Origin of the sequence: Photorhabdus heterorhabditis, from assembly GCF_018448905.1 — a bacterium.
Classification (GTDB): Bacteria; Pseudomonadota; Gammaproteobacteria; order Enterobacterales; family Enterobacteriaceae; genus Photorhabdus; species Photorhabdus heterorhabditis.
Genome location: NZ_RCWA01000015.1, coordinates 35,551 through 55,363, shown reverse-complemented (window position 1 = coordinate 55,363; position 19,813 = coordinate 35,551). Strand labels below are relative to the sequence as shown.

Annotated in this window: 15 protein-coding genes; 13 read left to right on the top strand and 2 right to left on the bottom strand. The window is 44.5% G+C overall.

Annotated elements, in window-relative coordinates:
- Nucleotides 1-47: 47 nt before the first annotated feature.
- A complete protein-coding gene (locus EAE89_RS11495) occupies nt 48-1,847 on the bottom strand; it encodes an AMP-dependent synthetase/ligase (RefSeq protein WP_188093324.1) in 1,800 nt (599 codons plus the stop codon).
- Between the two features lie 235 nt (nt 1,848-2,082).
- The gene (gene leuO, locus EAE89_RS11490; RefSeq protein WP_054480167.1) at nt 2,083-3,027 is read right to left on the bottom strand and encodes a transcriptional regulator LeuO; all 945 of its coding nucleotides are present in this window, start codon (nt 3,025-3,027) and stop codon (nt 2,083-2,085) included.
- 953 nt (nt 3,028-3,980) lie between these two features.
- On the opposite strand from leuO, the gene leuA reads away from it, so the two are divergent.
- From leuA to EAE89_RS11420, 13 genes are all read left to right on the top strand, one after another.
- Nucleotides 3,981-5,543 (top strand): 2-isopropylmalate synthase, encoded by a 1,563-nt coding sequence (leuA, locus tag EAE89_RS11480; RefSeq protein WP_054480166.1) that lies wholly within the window; start codon nt 3,981-3,983, stop codon nt 5,541-5,543.
- Nucleotides 5,544-5,545: 2 nt separating this feature from the next.
- Complete coding sequence (gene leuB / locus EAE89_RS11475) at nt 5,546-6,637, top strand: 3-isopropylmalate dehydrogenase (protein WP_054480165.1); 1,092 nt, start codon at nt 5,546-5,548, stop codon at nt 6,635-6,637.
- 1 nt (nt 6,638) lies between these two features.
- Nucleotides 6,639-8,048: a 3-isopropylmalate dehydratase large subunit gene (gene leuC / locus EAE89_RS11470; protein WP_054480164.1), complete on the top strand. Its 1,410-nt coding sequence runs from the start codon at nt 6,639-6,641 to the stop codon at nt 8,046-8,048.
- An 8-nt stretch (nt 8,049-8,056) separates the two neighbouring features.
- Nucleotides 8,057-8,662, top strand: a complete 606-nt coding sequence (gene leuD / locus EAE89_RS11465; RefSeq protein ID WP_161804235.1) for a 3-isopropylmalate dehydratase small subunit — start codon at nt 8,057-8,059, stop codon at nt 8,660-8,662.
- Between the two features lie 465 nt (nt 8,663-9,127).
- Nucleotides 9,128-10,789, top strand: coding sequence for an HTH-type transcriptional regulator SgrR (sgrR, locus tag EAE89_RS11460; RefSeq protein ID WP_054480162.1), 1,662 nt, complete (start codon nt 9,128-9,130; stop codon nt 10,787-10,789).
- 584 nt (nt 10,790-11,373) lie between these two features.
- On the top strand, nt 11,374-12,060 hold the full coding sequence (gene mutH, locus EAE89_RS11455) for a DNA mismatch repair endonuclease MutH (protein WP_214085873.1): 687 nt from the start codon (nt 11,374-11,376) through the stop codon (nt 12,058-12,060).
- Nucleotides 12,061-12,152: 92 nt separating this feature from the next.
- Nucleotides 12,153-12,872: a TerC family protein gene (locus EAE89_RS11450; protein ID WP_054480160.1), complete on the top strand. Its 720-nt coding sequence runs from the start codon at nt 12,153-12,155 to the stop codon at nt 12,870-12,872.
- 649 nt (nt 12,873-13,521) lie between these two features.
- Nucleotides 13,522-14,082, top strand: a complete 561-nt coding sequence (locus EAE89_RS11445; RefSeq protein WP_214085872.1) for a fimbrial protein — start codon at nt 13,522-13,524, stop codon at nt 14,080-14,082.
- An 89-nt stretch (nt 14,083-14,171) separates the two neighbouring features.
- The gene (locus EAE89_RS11440; protein ID WP_214085871.1) at nt 14,172-14,888 is read left to right on the top strand and encodes a fimbrial biogenesis chaperone; all 717 of its coding nucleotides are present in this window, start codon (nt 14,172-14,174) and stop codon (nt 14,886-14,888) included.
- Nucleotides 14,888-15,460, top strand: coding sequence for a fimbrial protein (locus tag EAE89_RS11435; protein WP_214085870.1), 573 nt, complete (start codon nt 14,888-14,890; stop codon nt 15,458-15,460). The genes EAE89_RS11440 and EAE89_RS11435 overlap by 1 nt, the downstream gene beginning before the upstream one ends.
- A gap of 33 nt (nt 15,461-15,493) precedes the next feature.
- A complete protein-coding gene (locus tag EAE89_RS11430) occupies nt 15,494-16,228 on the top strand; it encodes a fimbrial biogenesis chaperone (RefSeq protein ID WP_214085869.1) in 735 nt (244 codons plus the stop codon).
- A gap of 30 nt (nt 16,229-16,258) precedes the next feature.
- Nucleotides 16,259-17,056, top strand: coding sequence for a fimbria/pilus periplasmic chaperone (locus tag EAE89_RS11425; protein ID WP_072161902.1), 798 nt, complete (start codon nt 16,259-16,261; stop codon nt 17,054-17,056).
- An 82-nt stretch (nt 17,057-17,138) separates the two neighbouring features.
- Complete coding sequence (locus tag EAE89_RS11420) at nt 17,139-19,781, top strand: fimbria/pilus outer membrane usher protein (protein ID WP_214085868.1); 2,643 nt, start codon at nt 17,139-17,141, stop codon at nt 19,779-19,781.
- Nucleotides 19,782-19,813: the final 32 nt, after the last annotated feature.

Here is a 19,813-nt window from a genome sequence, read left to right as displayed (position 1 = left end):
GCCAACAAAGCAGCAGCTTGAAAGATGAAGGGTATAAATCCTGAAAATCAATCCTGATACATAGACTCAATTTCTTGATGGTAGCGCTGCATAATAATTTTTCTTCGTAATTTTAATGTTGGAGTCAATTCACCTGTTTCCATTGAAAATGGTTGCGGCAGTAATGTGAAGCGCTTGACCTGATCAAAATGGGCAAAGTTCTTCTGCATCTCTTTTAGGCGTTGTTCAAACATTGCCATAATGTGGCTATTACTCAATAATTCAACTCGGTCATGATATTTCAGATTGATTGATCTTGCGTACTCTTCCAAGGCATCATAGCAAGGCACGATAAGAGCGGATACAAACTTACGGGCATCAGCAATAACCGCAACATGCTCAATAAAACGATCTTGCCCCAAAATGCTTTCAATCATTTGTGGAGCAATATATTTACCATTTGATGTTTTCATCAAATCTTTTAAGCGCTCGGTAATAAACAAATAACCATTTTCATCCAATTTACCCGCATCACCAGTACGCAACCAACCATCTTGAGTAAATGTCCTGGCGGTTTCTTCCTGATTATTGAAATAGCCTTTCATCACAATTGGACCGCGCACCTGTATCTCATTTTCTTCACCGATACGGACGTCAATACCTGGCAGTGGAGTACCAATAGAACCAAGCACGTAACCTTGCTCATCCCAACAGGAAACCGTGGCACAAGTCTCTGTCATGCCATAGCCATATTTGATATTTATACCAACAGCAAGGAAAAATAGGATAATGGTTTCGTCTAAACGCGCTCCGGCAGCAGGTAAAAAACGGACTCTGCCACCCAATATATTACGCAATTTGCTCAATACCAATTTATCGGCTAGTCGGTGCATTGCCGTTGACCAGGGACAATTTTTTTTACCTTGCAGCTTACGTAAAAACTGACGTTCTCCACATTTAATCGCCCAATTAAAAAGTTTCCTCCGATGCCAAGGCGCCTGAGAAACCTTTTCAAAAACCGCACTATAAATTTTTTCATAAAATCTTGGCACTGCACACATCACTGTTGGACGAATAGCTGCCATAGCTTGACGAACAAAATTAGTATCCGTCAAATAAACGTTTTGCGCGCCGGTATGCATGACATAAAAGCTCCATGCGCGCTCAAATACGTGGGATAACGGCAGGAAACTCAAAGAAACATCCTGATCAGTTAATGTCAGTATATGGTCATGTGAATGTAACTGATATGCTAAACTACGATAATCAAGCATGACACCTTTAGGCTCACCGGTTGTACCAGATGTATATATAAGCGTAAAAAGATCATCTAGGTTGCGGTTAACAATACGGGTTTCTAACTCAGACTGATGCTGTAATTTATTATCAGTCATAAAGTCAGATAAATGTTGTGCTAATGAACAATCGTGCAAATCAACTGATTCATCCAATACAATGATATGACTTAGCTGAGGACAACATTCTGTCAATGTGATAGCAACATCGTACTGCGCCTGTCCACCAACAAATAGAATATGTATACCGGCATCATTAAGAATAAAGCCAGCCTGCTCCTGACTACTGGTTGCATACAAAGGAACAGTAACCGCCCTGAGCTGTAATACAGCAATATCTACCAGAGACCACGCCATACTGTTATGTGCAAAAAGGCCAATTTTTTCCTGTACATCAATACCCATCTCCAGCAACGCCCGGCTAATAGCTTTTGCCTTTTTATCAATGTCATTCCAGCTTAATTCGAGTTGTTCCTCTGGAGACCATTGACGAAAAGCTATTCTCTCTGGGTATTGTTTGATTTGTTGCTGTAATCGGTTTATCAAGTGATAAGGGTGTAAATTTTCAGTTATCACAATTCTTTTCCTGTTAGAAAAAATTTTTCTTATCAGAGAAAAAACAGAGGCTTTATTCTCTAATAATACCTGTTTGCATCACTTACTCGCTTTTCAGCTTACAGGTGTTAGCTATTTCCTTGCAGTCTACCTATTCCTGAACAACAGGAAAAGAATATTTATCAAAAGTTGAAAAATTTGTGATAAAGAAAAAAACTCACTACCAGTTATCCAATAGTGAGTACCAAGTTAATTAGTTTCCACCGAGTTGACTCAGCAGCGATTTCATCCACTGATGCCCTTTATCTTTTGTTGTAGATTCGTGCCAAATCAAATAGCACGGACGACTGACTTTATCCCACGGTAATGAAATAGCTTTTATTGCTAATTGTTCGCTGTAGTGTTCAACCAACCATCTTGGAGCAACCGCAACCAAATAGGTTTGAGATACAATATGTAACACACTATTCAAGTCAGTTCCTTGATAAACGACAGAACGCAAACACTCGCCACCATCATAATAAGGGATACTGAATGAATCTACATTATCCAAGGATACAACTGCATGATGCTCCTCATACAATTGCTGTTCACTAATACTATTTCCAATTCTTGGATGACTACTGGAAACGGCCAAAACCAATTCATCATTGAATAACGGATAATGATGAAAGTCCGTACGTTCCAACTGCGTATAACTAATGACAAACTCAGTTTCTTGATATCTGAGTTGATGCTCAATATTATCATGCAGATATGATCTAATCGTGACACCCAGATTCGGCGTATTTTGTTTTACCTGTTCAACTATTTTTGCGGCCAGCCTAATATCCAAAGGGCTACAAATTGAAAGATTAAAAACCCTGTCACTACCATCAGGCTCAAAACCAACCCCAGGTAACTCATTATATACCAATTGTAATGCCTGACGGACAGGGCCAAATAATTGATGAGCTCTTGCTGTCGGTTGTATTCCACGCCCATAACGCACAAATAATTCATCATTGAACATTAACTTCAAACGAGAAACTGCATTACTGACCGCAGGTTGTGACATCCCTAATATCTGCGCAGCACGTGTTACATTCTGCATTTGCATAACCGCATCAAAAACAGTCAACAGATTTAGATCCACATTACGTAAATGAATTTCACTTGGACCTTTTTGGTTTGTCGTTACTGAGGTGTATTCAGCCATTGTTTAACTCCACTAAACTCATTCAGATGACCCCAACTAATAACAAAACATCGGAAATACTTCATTCATCACTCAGATATTACGATGACTTTTACTATTAACGAGATCAATTACCTTAATCATTTTGATGATAAATAATTAAGAATCGTCCTTGTACAAATCTGAATACGCATAGCTAACCAGCGCATCCCCTTATTAGTGTTAAAAATATATAATTTCAATTAGTAGAAAATGTAGATGCTCATTATTTATTCACAAAAAAGTACAATCATGTTAACAATCCATTTACTCTAGTTCGTTAGATAAGATAATAAATCAAAGAATGACATAATTCATAATAAAATTACTGATTTATTATTATTAAACAATTTTATCAGAGTTATTATATTATGAAATTATTTTTTCAAGGATATATAACATAACTTCCTATTTACATCTATTTTGTCAATAACAGATGACGTTTTTTAGAAAAATACAAATCGCTTTCCATCTTTCCCCATGGAAAATACTTAATTTTAATTAATAAGTATAATACGCTATTTTTTATATAATTATGAGTTTATCACTAAAGCCAAAACGGGTCTTAAAAGAATAAAATAAAATCTTTTCAAATAAATACAGATTAACACTTCAATTTATCACCACAGGAAAAGTAAAACCAAGAATCATATGCCTAAATGAATTCTTGACATCACTTTTAAGATAACGTATCAATAAAAGTATCGGAATCACAAACACTCATTAATATTGCTGAAAGGTTGGATCAATATGATTCACTCAATTTGTCTATTAAACCTACTACTAATCGTATCTGATATGCGCGGTATGCTGGTGGACAGAAAACGGAGTTGATTCAAAACAGAGTTGGTCCAAACCAGACATTAACAACCCGCGCCATGCGCGGGTTTTTTTTACCTGCTGGGCGCAAAAAACAACCACGAGAGGAGCACAATATGAACCAGCAAGTTATTATCTTCGACACCACTTTACGGGACGGAGAACAAGCATTACAGGCCAGTTTGTGTGTGAACGAAAAACTCCAAATTGCACTGGCTTTGGAAAGAATGGGAGTTGATATCATGGAAGTTGGTTTTCCAGTTTCCTCGCCTGGTGACTTTGAATCTGTACAGACAATCGCTCAGCAGATAAAAAACAGCCGTGTTTGTGCCTTAGCCCGTTGTGTAGAAAAAGATATTGATGTTGCCGCTGAAGCATTAAAAGTTGCGGAAGCCTTTCGTATCCATGTTTTCCTGGCTACCTCTAACTTACATATTGAATCCAAACTGAAAAAAACATTCGAAGATGTCATGGAAATGGCAGCTCAATCAATCAAACGGGCGCGTCGTTACACCGACGATGTCGAATTCTCCTGTGAAGATGCCGGACGCACACCTATTGATAATCTGTGTCGGATCGTTGAAAACGCGATCAAAGCAGGTGCAACCACCATCAATATTCCAGATACCGTCGGTTACACCACACCCTATCAATTTGGTGGCATCATCACCAATTTGATCGAACGAGTTCCTAATATTGATAAGGCGATATTATCCGTCCATTGCCACGATGATTTGGGTATGTCTGTTGCCAACTCAATCACAGCGGTACAATCTGGTGCCCGTCAGGTAGAAGGAACGATGAATGGTCTTGGTGAACGAGCTGGCAATTGTTCGCTGGAAGAAGTCATCATGGCAATTAAAGTGCGTCAGCAGATGTTAGGTGTCTATACTAATATCAATCATCAGGAAATTTACCGTACCAGTCAGTTGGTCAGCCAGTTATGTAACACGCCGATCCCTGCTAACAAAGCGGTTGTCGGTAGTAATGCATTTTCCCACTCATCCGGTATCCATCAGGATGGAGTACTGAAAAATCGTGAAACTTACGAAATCATGACGCCAGAGTCCATCGGTCTGAAAGACATTCAATTAAATCTGACTTCCCGATCTGGTCGTGCAGCAGTAAAACATCGAATGGAAGAGATGGGATATCAAGACAAAGATTACGATATGGATAATTTATACGAAGCCTTTTTACGGCTGGCGGATAAAAAAGGCCAAGTATTTGACTATGACCTGGAAGCTTTAGCGTTCATCAACTTGCAACAACAAGAGCCAGAATTTTTCCATTTGGATAATTTTAATATCCAATCCGGTTCAAGTGTAATGGCAACAGCAGCGGTACGTTTAGTGTGTGGCAAAGAGATAAGATCAGAAGCTGCCACAGGTAATGGCCCGATAGATGCTGTTTATCAGGCAATTAGTCGAATAACTGAATACCCAGTTGAACTTGTTGCTTATCAGTTATCAGGTAAAGGGCAAGGGAAAAATGCGCTGGGTCAGGTAAATATCGTTGTCGAATGCTTTGGGCGTCGCTTCCACGGCATGGGATTGGAAACAGATATTATTGAATCCTCTGCCAAAGCAATGATTCATGCGCTGAATTGTATCTGGCGCACAGAGCAAGTTAAGAAAGAGAAACAACGCATACAGCAAAATACAAAGGAAATGGTGTGAACATGTCGAACAATTATCATATTGCAGTTTTACCCGGTGATGGTATTGGCCCAGAAGTTATGACGCAGGCCCATAAGGTACTGGACGCAGTCCGCAAGCGTTTCAATATCCGCATCACCACCAGCGAATATGATGTAGGTGGAGTTGCTATCGATCGTCACGGCTGTCCGCTGCCAGTAGAAACCATAGCAGGCTGTGAACAGGCTGATGCCATATTGTTCGGATCTGTGGGGGGGCCTAAATGGGAACATTTACCACCAGCAAAACAACCTGAACGTGGTGCTCTGTTGCCATTACGCAAGCATTTCAAACTGTTCAGCAATTTGCGCCCTGCTCGCTTATATGCTGGATTAGAAATATTTTGCCCTTTACGCAGCGACATCACTGCCAAAGGCTTTGATATTTTATGTGTCCGTGAATTAACAGGCGGTATTTACTTTGGTCAGCCAAAGGGGCGTGAAGGCCAAGGTAAATTTGAGCGTGCATTTGATACTGAGATTTATCACCGCTTTGAGATTGAGCGTATCGCCCGCATCGCTTTTGAATCAGCCCGCAAACGCCGTAACAAAGTCACATCTATTGACAAAGCAAACGTGTTGCAGAGTTCCGTGTTATGGCGGGAAGTGGTCACTGAAATTGCTAAAGAGTACCCCGATGTAGAAATTGGTCACATGTATATTGATAATGCCACCATGCAATTAATCAAAGATCCGTCCCAGTTTGATGTCATGCTGTGCTCCAATATCTTCGGTGACATCTTATCTGATGAGTGCGCTATGATCACCGGTTCAATGGGCATGTTGCCTTCTGCCAGCCTGAACGAAAAAAGCTTTGGTCTGTATGAACCCGCTGGTGGTTCTGCGCCGGATATTGCCGGGAAAGGTATTGCTAACCCAATAGCCCAGATTTTATCTGTTGCGTTACTGTTGCGTTACAGCTTAAGTCAGCATGATGCTGCTAATGCAATTGAACAAGCGGTGAACCATGCACTAGAACAAGGTTATCGCACAGTAGATTTAGCCGGAAATGGTAAAGCAATCAGTACTGATGAAATGGGTAACGTCATTGCCCGTTATGTCGCCGAGGGGGTTTAATATGACTAAGACTTTATATCAGAAATTATATGATGCTCATATCGTCCGGGAAGTACCAAATGAAATCCCGTTACTCTATATTGATCGTCATCTGGTTCACGAAGTAACCTCCCCGCAAGCTTTTGATGGTTTACGCACCAAAGGTCGCCCAGTTCATCAACCCAGTAAAACGTTCGCCACAATGGATCATAACGTCTCCACACAAACAAAAGATATAAACGCCTGTGGTGATATGGCACGTATTCAGATGCAAGAGTTGATGAAAAACTGCGCCGAATTCGGTATCACATTATATGACTTAAACCACCCCTACCAAGGAATTGTTCATGTGATCGGACCGGAACAAGGTATGACCCTGCCCGGAATGACTATCGTGTGTGGTGACTCACATACCGCAACCCATGGCGCATTCGGCTCATTAGCATTCGGTATTGGCACTTCTGAAGTTGAGCATGTACTGGCAACTCAAACCCTGAAACAAGCTCGTGCTAAGACCATGAAAATAGAAGTTGTTGGTAATGTCGGTGATGCTATTACCGCCAAAGATATCGTTTTGGCAATCATCGGCAAAACAGGCAGTGCAGGTGGTACAGGTTATGTTGTTGAATTCTGTGGTAAAGCGATTGAAGCACTTAGTATGGAAGGCCGGATGACCTTATGTAATATGGCAATTGAAATGGGTGCTAAAGCGGGTTTAGTTGCGCCAGATGAAACTACTTTTACTTATATGAAAGGCCGCCAGTTCTCACCAAAAGGAGCGCTGTGGGAACAAGCTGTTGCTTACTGGAAGACGCTGAAATCCGATCCTAACGCACAATATGACACAACTGTAACTATTAATGCAGAAGAGATCTCCCCACAGGTCACATGGGGAACAAACCCAGGACAAGTAATCGCTATTGATCAGGCAATTCCTGCACCAGAATCTTTCATTGATCCTGTTGAACGCGCATCTGCTGAAAAAGCACTGGCTTATATGGATTTGAAACCCGGTATTAAGCTGACGGATGTGAAAATTAATAAAGTCTTTATTGGTTCCTGCACCAATTCCCGTATTGAAGATTTACGGGCTGCCGCAGCTATCGCGCAAGGCCATAAAGTTGCCCTAGGAGTTCAGGCGATCGTTGTTCCAGGATCAGGCCCAGTTCAAGCACAAGCGGAAGAGGAAGGTTTGGATAAAATCTTCATGGATGCCGGTTTTGAATGGCGTTTACCCGGATGTTCAATGTGTTTGGCAATGAATAATGACCGCCTGCAACCGGGTGAACGCTGTGCTTCAACCAGTAACCGCAACTTTGAAGGACGTCAGGGGCGTGGGGGACGTACACACCTGGTTAGCCCAGCAATGGCAGCTGCGGCAGCGATTAACGGCCATTTTATTGATGTACGTAATTCTGTACAGAAGTCATAAAGGAGAAAATTATGGAAAAATTTATTCAGCATACTGGCTTAGTTGCTCCTTTAGATGCCGCAAACGTTGATACCGATGCCATTATTCCCAAACAATTTTTGCAGAAAGTTACCCGTACCGGATTTGGTCGCCATCTGTTTCACGACTGGCGTTTCCTTGATGATGCAGGAGAGAAACCGAATCCTGAATTCGTATTAAATCTGCCCTGTTATCAAGGTGCCAGTATCCTTTTAGCCCGTGAAAACTTTGGTTGCGGCTCCTCCCGTGAACACGCACCCTGGGCATTGACGGATTATGGTTTTAAAGTTGTTATTGCTCCAAGCTTTGCAGATATTTTCTACGGTAACTCCTTCAACAACCAGTTACTGCCAGTGAAATTAGACGATAAAGATGTAGATGAACTATTCGAACTGGTTCAGCAAAACCAAGTTTGTCGTTTTACCGTCGATTTGGGACAACAGAAAGTGCATGCTGGTAATAAAAGTTATGACTTTGAAATCGACAACTTCCGGCGTCACTGCATGATGAATGGCTTGGATAGCATCGGTCTGACATTACAACATCTGGATGACATAATAGCCTACGAACAGGAGCAGCCAGCTTTCTTGCGTTAATCTTTTCTTTATTTATTCATCGATCAATCCCGTAGTTTTCTGCTGCGGGATTTTTTTATCATCCAGATAGAAGAAATGCCTTAGCGTTAGCTTAAAGCATTGCAGAAATTGATACACAAGAGCAACAACAGCACCTAGACAAAATTCAACCAACATCAGATTGCTACTCAATTTTGAATCGATGCATAAAATAGAAACAACACAGAATAAAATCTCTAAATTTCCCCATACTGACTTCTATTATGTGCATGTTAACCACAACAACAGAATAACAACACACACAATGTACAATAAGAAAAAAAGCCAGTAAGCTTGCTTACTGGCTGGCAAATCACCATTACTCAAGAAAATTGGGGGAGAAGCCAGATATCGTTCTGGCCTATTGAGCTACTTTCAATACTGTTAATTATCTGCTCAATATAAGGAAACAAAAATTGATCAATAATACTACGGAGTTCCTCTTTTATGCCCAGCCCACGTTTACAACAACAATTCATCAGACTATGGCAACATCATCAAGGAAAAGAGGCTGAAACAACATTACAGGAACTGGCAAATATCTTGCATTGTTCAAAGCGTCATATCCGCTCACTGCTCAACAATATGCAGAAAGCCGGCTGGTTACAATGGCAAGCAGAATCCGGTCGAGGAAAACGTTCTCAATTGAATTTCTTGCGTGACGGTCGAGAACTCCAGCAACAACGAGCTGAAGAATTGCTTGAACAACAGAATATTGAAAAGCTAGTTCAGCTCGTTGATGATAAAGATGCCGTTCGTCAGATGGTGTTATCCCAGATTGAACGCCGTTTCCGGCAAGGAAAAAACCTTCTACGGATACTCTATTATCGCCCGTTCCTTAACCTTCTACCCGGCTCACCTTTACGCCGTTCTGAAATTCATCTAGTCAGGCAGATATTTAATAGCCTGACACGCATAAATGAGGAAAATGGGGAACCAGAAGCTGATTTGGCTCATCACTGGCAACAGATATCGCCAAATCATTGGAGATTTTATCTGCGACCAGCCATCCATTTTCATCATGGAAGAGAATTACAGATGGCAGATGTCATTGCTTCGATACAAAGGTTAAGTAACCAGCCTCTTTTCTCCCACATTGAAAAAGTAACAACACCGACACCACACGTAATTGATATTTTTCTTTCAGAACCCGATCACTGGCTCCCTTTATTAATTGGTAGTCCACATGCCATGATTTTGCCGCAAGAATGGCATCAACTCCCGAACTTTGCTCGTATGCCAGTAGGAACGGGTCCTTACCAAGTAGTCAAAAATAGCTCTCAGAAACTGCAAATCCGAGCCTTTGATAATTACTTTGGCTTTCGAGCGCTGATTGATGAGGTGAATATATGGGTTCTGCCAGAGTTAGCGGAAAAACTAGTCTGTACAACCCTACACTTGGAAAGCGATAGTACAGGTAATAATTCGTTAGAAAGCAGGATAGAAGAAGGCTGTTATTTCCTACTGCATGACCAACGTTCTGATAAATGTAAAAGAGAAGATGTTCGCCAGTGGCTATGCAGCCTATTAACACCAATAAATCTGTTGGCTCATTGTGACCCTTTCTACCAGCGACATTGGTCACCCGCATATGGCTTATTACTACGTTGGCATCACAGTAAGCTAGTAGCAGAGTTAGATAAACCAGAAGATATTACCCATCTGACCGTAACTCTGTATCATCAACACCACGAATACCACACAATCAGTCAAATCCTGCAAACCATCCTGACAAAATGCAGAGTCGAACTGAAAATCAACATCGTGGATTATGACACATGGTTCAATGGTAACGCCGAAAGTGACCTCTGGCTTGCCACCGCCAATTTTTATAACCCACTGGAATTTTCACTGTTTGCCACATTGTATGAGATGCCATTATTGAAAAAATGTCTTGGGGATAACTTAGATGAAGAAATCTCACAATGGCGACGACAGGAATTATCGCTTGAAGAATGGTGCAAAAAAATAGTCGATAAACACTGGCTTTATCCGCTGTTCCACCACTGGCTTGAACTACAAGGACAGAGAAGTATGCGAGGAGTAAAAATGAACACCTTTGGCTGGTTTGATTTCAAATCTGCCTGGTTTAACCCATATGAAGGGTAATTCACAGAAAAGGCCACAGTTATGAACATACACAGGTATACACGTCTGCTTTTATTCACTTTTTCTGTGGATATCTATGTGAAAAAGGCAGGGGTAATTCAGGTATAGCTTTATATTATGAATTATCAACCTATAAACAAAGAATGAAATTGTATTTATTTTTCATTGAAATAGCCGTTATTTACCCCGTTATTTCTGGCGTCAGCCATTGCTATAACCGGTAACATTAGTCAACAAGAACAAAAAACAACCAAAAATAACATTATCCACAGGTTATGCTTTTTAGTTAAACAAAAAACAAGGTTTTTGTAGAGAAATATGTTAGTCAAGGCTGTAAATCAAACCAGTGATCTCATTTTTGTCTACTTATCCCATAAAACTGTGGATAACATGGTGTAAAATCCTGTTCATTATTGCCGGCAATCGGTGAACAATAGTGTCAGTCAATCTTACAATAATCCAAATAGCAATAAAAAATGTTTATATATCATGATATTATCACTCTGTTAGTGACTGTGTAAAATCCAAATTTATTACTCACAAACAGCAAGGCTATTTTTTGACCTAAAAACGGATATACCTAAATGCACACACGTTTTACCCCGCCCCTTCCACCGGACAACGAACAACAGTTATTTGAATGCGCCCAACTTTTGGCTGGTTTATCAATGGGAGAACTCGCGACAAAAGCCGATTTACCTATCCCCCCCAATCTGAAACGAGATAAAGGCTGGGTAGGAATGTTGCTGGAATACTATCTTGGTGCCAGCGCTGGCAGTAAACCTGAGCAGGATTTTGAACATATCGGTGTTGAACTTAAAACTATCCCTGTAGACAGAAAAGGCTATCCTTTGGAAACAACATTTGTTTGCGTTGCACCATTAACTGGGAACAGTGGTATTACCTGGCAAAGTTGTCATGTCAGACGCAAGTTATCGCGTGTGCTGTGGATACCTGTTGAAGGTGAACGGGACATTCCTTTGGCTAAACGCCGGGTTGGTTCACCTCTGTTATGGAGTCCCAATAAAGAAGAAGAAGAGTTACTGCGTCGTGACTGGGAAGAATTGATGGATTTTATCGTACTTGGCAAAGTAGAAAGTGTGACAGCCCGTCATGGTGAAGTCTTACAGTTACGCCCTAAAGCAGCCAATAGTAAAGCATTAACCGAAGCAATCGGCATACACGGCCAACCCATTATGACTCTGCCCCGAGGGTTTTATCTGAGGAAAAATTTTACGGCTCCTTTACTGGCTCGTCATTTCTTGATTTAACATCAATATTCGATCAGTTTTTTCATTGACGTACTTACCTTGCATTCAATCACGCGTATAATTAAGTTTTTACCTTAAGGTTTTAATACACAATGTTAGAATGGATCGCCGATCCCCATGCTTGGATGGCACTGGCCACCCTGACAATTCTAGAAATCGTTTTAGGGATTGATAACATCATCTTTTTATCACTTGTTGTCGCAAAACTCCCTATCCATCAACAAAATAAAGCACGCAAAATTGGGCTAATGGGAGCAATGTTGATGCGCCTGGCGCTATTGGCATCTATTGCTTGGGTTATCCAGCTAACCTACCCAATATTGACCATTTTTGAACATGATATTTCTGCTCGTGATCTGATCCTATTCTTTGGCGGACTATTCCTGATATGGAAAGCCAGTAAAGAAATTCATGAAGCCATTGAAGGCGGAGATGAAGGAGACTTAAAACGCCCTGTTCACTCTTTCTTTGGTGCTATCACTCAGATTATGCTGTTGGATATTATTTTCAGCCTAGACTCTGTCATTACCGCTGTTGGTCTGTCCGATCATCTGTTTATTATGATGGCAGCCGTTGTAACCGCTGTCGGAGTTATGATGCTCGCGGCTCGTCCTATCGGAGAGTTCGTTGACCGTCACCCTTCAGTAAAAATGCTCGCACTGTCATTCCTGATACTTGTGGGTTTTACCCTTATTCTGGAAAGCGTACAGGTACACATACCTAAAGGTTACATCTATTTTGCAATGTTCTTCTCAATGACAGTGGAAACACTGAACCTAATGCGTGGAAAAAAGAAAAGAAATGAGAAGTAGTGTTACAATAACGCCAAAAATATCATTCTCTAATATATACCCAATAGATTTCAAATTGCAGCACAGCGGCAAGTGAACGCAGCCAACAAAGCAGCAACTTGAAGGATAAAGGGTATAAAAAGTATTTCACCAAAGCCCTGTTCAGTATTGCAGCATCTAAATTCCATATAACAAAAAAATTGCCGGTTATCCCGGCATTTTTTTTATTACACTTAGCTAACCTAGCCAAATATGAGGGATTTATTATGACTGCCCAGGCAAAGCTGCATAAAAATCAATCAAAACACTTTCGATCGAGAACTCTCTGTTAATACGACAGAACCCCTCCCCCTTTTGAAGAAATTATTAAAATTCAGATAGTAATTTAATAAGGAACAAATACTCACGACACCATAACGTTCAGGTATTAATGTTGAGTATATCGGAAGCTAATAATTGATTGTCTCAAAAAGGGAACAAACTGCCTTTCAATCTTTACCGCTCAGAAATAGATATGTTATCGACGGTTTAATCAAAATTCAGAAGTTAATCAGCAAACAAAATAACTCAAATGACAAGTAAAACGTACCGCGTTTGCGATCTGATTGTTTAACTTGTCGTGATGTTGTTTCACGCAAAATGTATCGAATAAACAAAAGGAATCGATGAAATGAAAAAACAAATTTTGAAGACCTGTGTGATAGCGGCACTGTGTCTGGGGGGGATGTCGCAGGCTATAGCGGAGGAAGTGAGTGCCGGTACCCTGACGGTGAGCTCTTCAGTGACCGCAGAGACTTGTAAGTTTGCCGCAATAGAGCCTGTTAGTCTCACCGCTTTGGTATCCGATTTTACCGGGAAAGCAGATGGCACAATCTTAGCTAACACTCAAAAATTCGTCACGATTAAAACGGAGAAATGCCCTCTGTGGAATTCCGCGAAAAGCGCTAAATTGACAGTTTCTGGCACCGCAGCAGGACCAGGCGGCGCTTACTTTCAGCTTGTTAACAACGCGGGTAATGCTGCAATTACCGACCATGCGGTTGGCCTGACGATAAATGATAAGCCCGTGCCACGAGGCACTGCAATTAACCTAAAAGATCCCCAATACAGTCCCGGAGTAGCCGGTAATAATGACATCACGCTTAAGGTAGGGCTGGCTAAGATTGGTCCAGCGGCGGTAAAAGCAACAAACTCCAAAGCGAACCTGACAGTGAAAGTCGAGTATGACTAATGCAACTCCGTTAGGCGTTCCGTGGAATTGGACAGGGAGGTCCAATTCTTACTTACGCAATACCCAACCAAACATTTTCAGGTGAGTCAGTGAAAAGATTGATGACAGCAATGATAGTGACCGGTCTGTTAGGTTGCCCGGTCACTTCCGCGCAGGCGGAAGGGGTGGGGATCAACACTACCCGCATTATCTATCCAGCGGATAGCCGCGCGATAACCGCCTCAGTGAGCAATACCAGTAAAGAGTCGGTCTATTTAATACAGGCGACAGTCAGTTCTGCTTCTGAGGGAGATAAAACCGCGCCATTTCTGGTGACGCCGCCCCTGTTTCGTATGGAACCCGACAGCCAGAATCAGGTGCGCATCATCAAAACGGGTCCGTCGCTGCCTGCCGACCGGGAATCCCTGTTCTGGTTTACGGCAAAAGCCATTCCGTTAAGCTCTGAATCCGATAATCACTCCCGGCGGAATGTCTCCGGCGGAATACAGTTTGCTATAGCCAACACGATTAAGCTGATGTATCGCCCGTCAGGGTTGTCGGTTTCGCCGGAACAAGGATTTGGTTCACTGCGCTTCAAACCGACAGCCGCGGGAATCACAGTCACCAATCCATCACCCTATTACATCACCTTAACCTCCCTAAAAGTGAGTAAACAGGAGGTGATGACGCAGCAGAAAGCGAACATGGTCTCTCCGTTCTCTGATCTCTCTTTACTATTTAAAGGAGAGAGTTATCCAGCCAAAGTGAGCTGGACGGTGATTAATGACTTCGGCGGAGAGTCCACCTATCAGGGGGAGATACCGTAATGCGTAAACCGTGGACCCTTATCAGATGGACAACATTAGCTGGCCTGCTCTGTGCCGCCTCCCTGCCCGGGGTGGCGAGTTCAAACACGGCAGAACTGACATTGGCGCTGACGCTGGAACAGCCAACCTGTGAGCTTTACATGCAGACATCCCATGTCGAGTTTTCATCCGTACCACTCACCGAAGTGCGGTACAGCACGCAACATATTGCGGCGGCGGGCAGTAAACCTATTACGTTGGCATTGTCAGGCTGTGCGGGATCAGCCAGAGCAGGCCGTACTCCGGCGATTAAAATAGGCGGTGCCACGTCAGAAAGCCATCCGACGTTATTTCGGGATAAAGCGTCCACGGTGGCGGGCAATGTGGGATTTGGTCTGCGCTATCAATTACCGGGCGGTGGGTTGGGGAGCTACCTGAAAAATGGCGATTATGTGAATTTAGCACCACTGGGTAACGCCGCTAAAGACAGTCAAATTACCTTCCTGATGGATATGCGACATGAATCCGGCACGGCTGTGCCGACTCCCGGTGAACTGACCGCACACATTCAATTTCAATTTGACTATCACTGAGTATGACTCAGGTAACAGGTTTCAGGAGGCATTGTGGAAATAGGTCGGGTACGCCCTGCGTGGTACCGGCTGGTACCATTTGTATTCTGGCTAGGGTTAGGGATGACCGGTACAGAATCCTGTCTAGCCGCCGGTATCAGCCTAAATAAAACCCGGGTGATTTTTATCCAAGGGGAGCGGGCACAAACGCTGACGGTGATCAATACCACACCTCAGGCGTGGCTGGTGCAGGTAAGGATAACAGAAGATCAGGAGAAAACTACACCGGCGTTTGTGGTGACACCACCGCTGTTCAGGTTGGAAGCTAACAGTCAAAACAGCCTGCGTATTTTGCCAACCTTTAATCAGCCCTCCTTTCCGGTGGATCGGGAATCGCTCGGGTATGTACAGATGAACACTATCCCCGCAACTCAGCAGGTGACGGATGAGCCTGTTCAGGAACAGGCGTCGATGAGCATAGGAATGCGGATTAAGTTTTTCTGGCGACCGTATGGCCTGCCAATGTTGCCGGAAGAAGCGTATGGACAGCTCCGCTTTCAGTCGCAACCCGATGGCATCAAAGCGTGCAATCCCACTCCGTATTTCCTGTCGCTAGACAGTCTGATGCTGGACGGACAGACGCTCGATCTGAACCGCTATCCCTCCATGATAGCGCCACAGGATTGTGTGACCTATGCCGGGCTGGTGGGTAAAAAATCGGTGAGCTGGTCGATGATTAACGATTACGGCGGGGCTTCAAATCTGTTTACCGCCAACGTGGCGCGTTAAATTCGCCCTTGTTTTATTTAGAGGTGGAAAGTGAAGAGAGTCAGTAACCGGCATAGGGGGACACACTGGGGGGTAATGCTTTATTCCCTTGGTTTCGCCTTGCTGCTAGGGGATATATTCAAAGCGCATGCGGTTGATAATCAAGGGCTATCGTTCTCCCCGATGCAGTTGTCTTATGTGGCTAAAGATAGCCCGAGCGGCGTGACGCTCAGCATGACCAATCACACGACGCAGAACTATCTGGTACAAGGATTTGTCAGTCCAATGGACCCTGATACCGGTCGCTTTGACACCCAAGCCGAGCAGGTTCCCCCTTTTATCGTTCTGCCGCCGTTAAAACGGGTTGAGGCTGGCGAGAAATTTTCGTTCCGTATTCGCCAGCTTGGCGGGCAATTACCGCCGGATAGGGAATCGGCCTTTGTAGTTTCTTTACGAGCTATCCCGGGAGTTGCCGTACCGGACATGGGAGAACCAGAGCGCCAGAACGGCAAAGATTCACAAGTGCAGGTCGCCTTACAAATGAATATCCGGCTGTTTTATCGCCCTCAAGGGGTTCCTGCTAGGGATAACGCCACGGTGGCTAAACAGGTGAAATTTTCCCTTCAGGGGGCGCAGTTACGGGTAGAAAACCCTACACCCTATTTTCTGACCTTTTCTGTCCTAAAAGTCGGCAGCCAACAGGCAGATGACCGCACCCGTCAGGCAATAGTGCCCCCGAAAGGCATACAAACCTATTCGTTTCAAACCCATTCGTTTACCGCCGGAGTACAGGGGCCACTGGTCTGGCGTTTTCCCGGCGACAGTCAGGATCACCATGTTCCGTTATGACCCGTTCTCATCTGTGAGTAGTGACCAACAAAGTGACCTCAAGATTAACAGCATAGGCTTAAGTTAGAAGCAGAAATGAGCTATGACAATAAACATTTTATTTTCGTTTGCGTGGCTGGCTGGCAGCCAACGTGCGACCGGTCAGTCGTGCCGTTTCCGGCTCCGTCCTGTATATGTATGTCTGCTATGCTCACTGACGGCGACAACCTTGCCGACCTCTGCGCGGGAATACTTTAATCCCGCTTTTCTTATGGGGGCGACGGGGGAACAGGAACATATCGATCTCTCGGTGTATGAAAACGCGGGTTATGTCGCACCGGGACGCTATCTGGTGGATGTCTACATGAACCAGAATAAGGTAGATAACCGCGAGATTGAATTTAGATTGGTGAATGACCATCTGCAACCGGCATTAACGATTGCACAGCTCAAAGAATATGGGGTCAATATTCACGGGTTACCGGCTTTTCAGGGTAAAGCGGACGACAGCCTCATCACAGATCTGACGAAACAGATCCCGCACGCCCACGCAACACTGGATTTCGCCCGTTTGCGTTTGGATCTGAGTGTCCCTCAAGCGGCTATGCAGCCTCACCATTCTGGGATGGTCGATCCGTCACTGTGGGATAACGGGATACCGGCCTTTTCGATGAATTACACCGTCAATGGTTCGGAAGGGCGTTATGACGGTCAGGCGACTGGCGGCGGATCACACTCCCGTAACCTATTTGCCTCTTTTCGCAATGGGTTGAATCTGGGGCCGTGGCGTCTACGCAGCACACAAACTTACAGTTACAATCGCCAGCGCAACGAGGGGCCCTCCGGTTTTTCCCCCTCGACACAAACCCAATGGCAGGTGAGTAATACCTATCTGCAACGTGATGTGCAGTCACTGCGCAGTGAATTCACGGCGGGTGAAACGTATACCGGTGGGGATATTTTTGACAGCATCCCGTTGCGTGGCATGAAACTGGCTTCGGAGGAGGCCATGTTACCTGACAGTCAGCGCGGTTTTGCCCCGGAGATAACCGGGGTGGCAAGCTCCAATGCACAGGTGACCGTATCTCAGAATGGTTATACCGTGTATCAAACCACGGTGGCGCCGGGGCCGTTTCGTTTCACCGACCTGTACACCACCGGAGATTCTGGCGATCTGACGGTCACAGTCAAAGAAGAAGATGGCAGTACTCGTGTCTCTACCCTTGCTGCATCATCTGTCCCGATGATGCAACGTCCCGGTGGCATTAAATATGAGTTAACGGCCGGTCAATATCACGGCGGCAGCCTCACCGATGGCAGCCGTTCCCCGGTATTTGCTCTGGGCACTCTGGTCTATGGTTTGCCACATAATATCACCTTGTACGGTGGGGGACTGGTCGCAGACAACTATCAGTCGGGTGTATTAGGCTCGGGCGTGTCACTGGGGGCATTCGGCGCACTGTCTGCGGATGTGACGTTTGCCCGTGCCCAATTGCAAGAGGCCAAGGGGCAGGAAAATAACCGGCAACAAGGCCAATCTTATCGGGTGAAATACTCTAAGAACTTGATCAGTACCGGCACCGGCATTGATCTGGCCACCTACCGCTATTCCACTCAGCATTATTACAGTTTCAGTGATGTTAACAGCATGGGGTACAGCCTGAATGAATATCAGGTCCCGTGGGCACTTGACCGACGTCAAAGTACCTGGCAGGTGAACCTGCGTCAAACGCTAGGATGTTGGGGCAGTCTTTACGCCTCCGGGACGCGTAACGATTATTGGAATGGTCGTACTGACAACAATCTGAATCTGGGTTATAACGCAATGCTGATGGGGATCAGCTATAACCTGAGTTATAACATTTATCGCATGGAAGGGGCAGGCAACTGGTCGGAGAATCGTCAAGTGTCATTCAATATGCAGGTCCCACTCAGTCTCTTTGGATCATCGTCTGCGCTACGGGGCGTTTATACCCGCTATACGGTCTCGCGCGACTCGCAGGGGCGCACAGCTCAACAGACCGGAATTAGTGGCATGTTATGGGATAACCGCCTGAATTATAACCTCCAGCAAGGTTGGGGGAATCGCGGCCAGCAAAACAGTCGGGCTTTGTCTCTGAGTTATCAGGGCAGTCAGAGCAACGTTAATCTGGGCTACAACGACAATACCAATAGCCATCATTTCACTTACGGGGCTTCCGGTGCCCTCCTAATCCACCCTTACGGCATGACGCTATCACGTTCACTGGGTGATGAAGCGGTGTTGGTCCGTGCACCCGGAGCGAAAGGGGTGACGGTCGGTGACGGAAACGTGCAGACCGACTGGCGTGGCTACGCCGTACTGCCGGGCGGATCGGTCTACCACAAAAACACTATCAATCTGGACCCGTCCACCCTGCCGGAAGGGGTCGATATTGACCAGACCAGCAAGAATGTTTATCCGACTAGGGGAGCCGTCACGCTGGCCAATTATCAGGTTCGCTCAGGCAGCCAGTTACTGTTGACGTTGATACATCATGGTAAACCGGTGCCTTTCGGTGCCACCGCGACGCTGGAAGAGAATGCCACTCAGGCCGGCAGCGGCATTGTGGGCGATAACGGCCGAGTTTATTTGAGCGGTATGCCTCCCGCCGGTCACGTGAAAGTCAAATGGGGAAACGGGGCAACGCAACAATGCACTACTCGTTATCAGGTACCGCCCGATACCCCCGGGCAACTGGTACAGGCAGATGCCGTGTGTCTATAAGCGTTACCCTCATGTAGGCACCACCAAAAATG